Source organism: Streptomyces sp. PU-14G (genome assembly GCF_041028275.1).
Classification (GTDB): Bacteria; Actinomycetota; Actinomycetes; order Streptomycetales; family Streptomycetaceae; genus Streptomyces.
In genome coordinates, this window is the sequence record NZ_JASKYT010000696.1 from 1 (window position 1) to 1,433 (window position 1,433).

A 1,433-nucleotide genomic window follows, 5' to 3' on the forward strand; every position below is an offset into this window, starting at 1 on the left:
CCCCCGGCACCGTCCTGGCCGCCACCAGCCTCGCCACCTTCGTCGCGCTGATGAACTACACGGCGCCCATGCTCACCCTCCCCGGCATGATCGCCGACTTCGGCACCACACTCGCCGGCCAGTCCTGGCTGCTCAACGGCACACCACTCGGTCTCGCCGCCCTCCTCCTCGTCGCCGGCAGCCTCGCCGACGACTACGGACGCAAACGCGCCTTCGTCACCGGCCTCGCCGCCCTCGCCGTCACCACCGCACTCGGCACCCTCGCCCCCGGCACCGCCACCTTCACCCTCGCCCGCATCGCCCAGGGCGCCGCCAGCGCCGCCGTCATCGCCAGCAGCCTCGGCCTGCTCGCCCACGCCTACCCCGCCGGACCCGCACGCGTCCGCGCCACCGGCATTTGGGGCGCCGCGCTCAGCGGCGGCATCGCCCTGGGTCCCGTGGCCTCCGCCGGACTGGGCGTCCTCGACTGGCGCCTCTGCTACCTGGCCTACGCCGCCGTCGCGCTCGCCCTCACCGCCTTCAGCGCCCGCACCCTCACCGAATCCCGCAACCCCCGCGCCGGCAAGCCCGACGTGGCCGGCGCCCTGCTGCTCGGCCTCGCTCTGACCGCCCTGCTCGCCGCCCTCACCCTCGGCCGGGACGGCTGGCTGCGCCCCCAGGTGTACGGACTGGTCGCCGCAGCGGTCGCCCTCGTCGCCGCGTTCGCGTTCACGGAGACCAGGGCCTCCGCCCCCCTCCTCGACTTGGCCCTCTTCCGCCGGCCCCGATTCCTCGCCGCCACCAGCGCCGCGCTGTTCACAGGACTCGGCGTCATCGGGGTGTTCAGCTACCTTCCCGCGCTCCTCCAGCAGTCCGTCGGCATGAGCGAACTGGGCACCGCGTGGCTGCTGTTCCTCTGGTCCGGCACCGCGCTCCTCGTCGCCCTCCAGACACGGCGACTGCCCGAACGCTTCTCCGCCCGGCACCAGGTCGCCGCCGGATTCCTCCTCTCCGCCGTCGGCGCTTCGACCATGCTCGGCGCGCTGGCCGCCGGATCGTGGGAACGCACCGTCCCCGGCTTCTTCTTCGCCGGCATCGGCAGCGGCCTCCTCAACGCGGCGCTGCCCCGGCTCGCCGTCGAGAGCGTCCCCGCCGACCGCGTCGCCATGGGCTCGGGCGCCAACAACACCGCCCGCTACATCGGCTCGTCCATGGGCCTCTCCCTCACCGTCGTCGTCGCCACCTCCACCACCCGTCCGGGAACCGACACCGCACGAGCCCTCGCCCACGGCGCCGACCGCTCGCTGTACGTCGGCGTGGCGCTGATGCTGCTGGGCGCGCTGGCCGCGCTGCTGCTGCGCGAGCCCCGGACCGTACGCCCCGCCCCGGCCCCCTGCGCCCTCGCTGCCGAGGCGACTGCTGCCGCTGCTGCCGCTGCTGCCACTGACGCCACT

The 1,433-nt window shown here is 74.7% G+C and carries 1 protein-coding gene; it reads left to right on the forward strand.

Annotated features, from left to right (window positions below; all coding sequences use genetic code 11):
• On the forward strand, positions 1-1,433 hold a 1,433-nt coding region (locus AB8Z75_RS34775), incomplete at both ends, for an MFS transporter (RefSeq protein WP_369209110.1).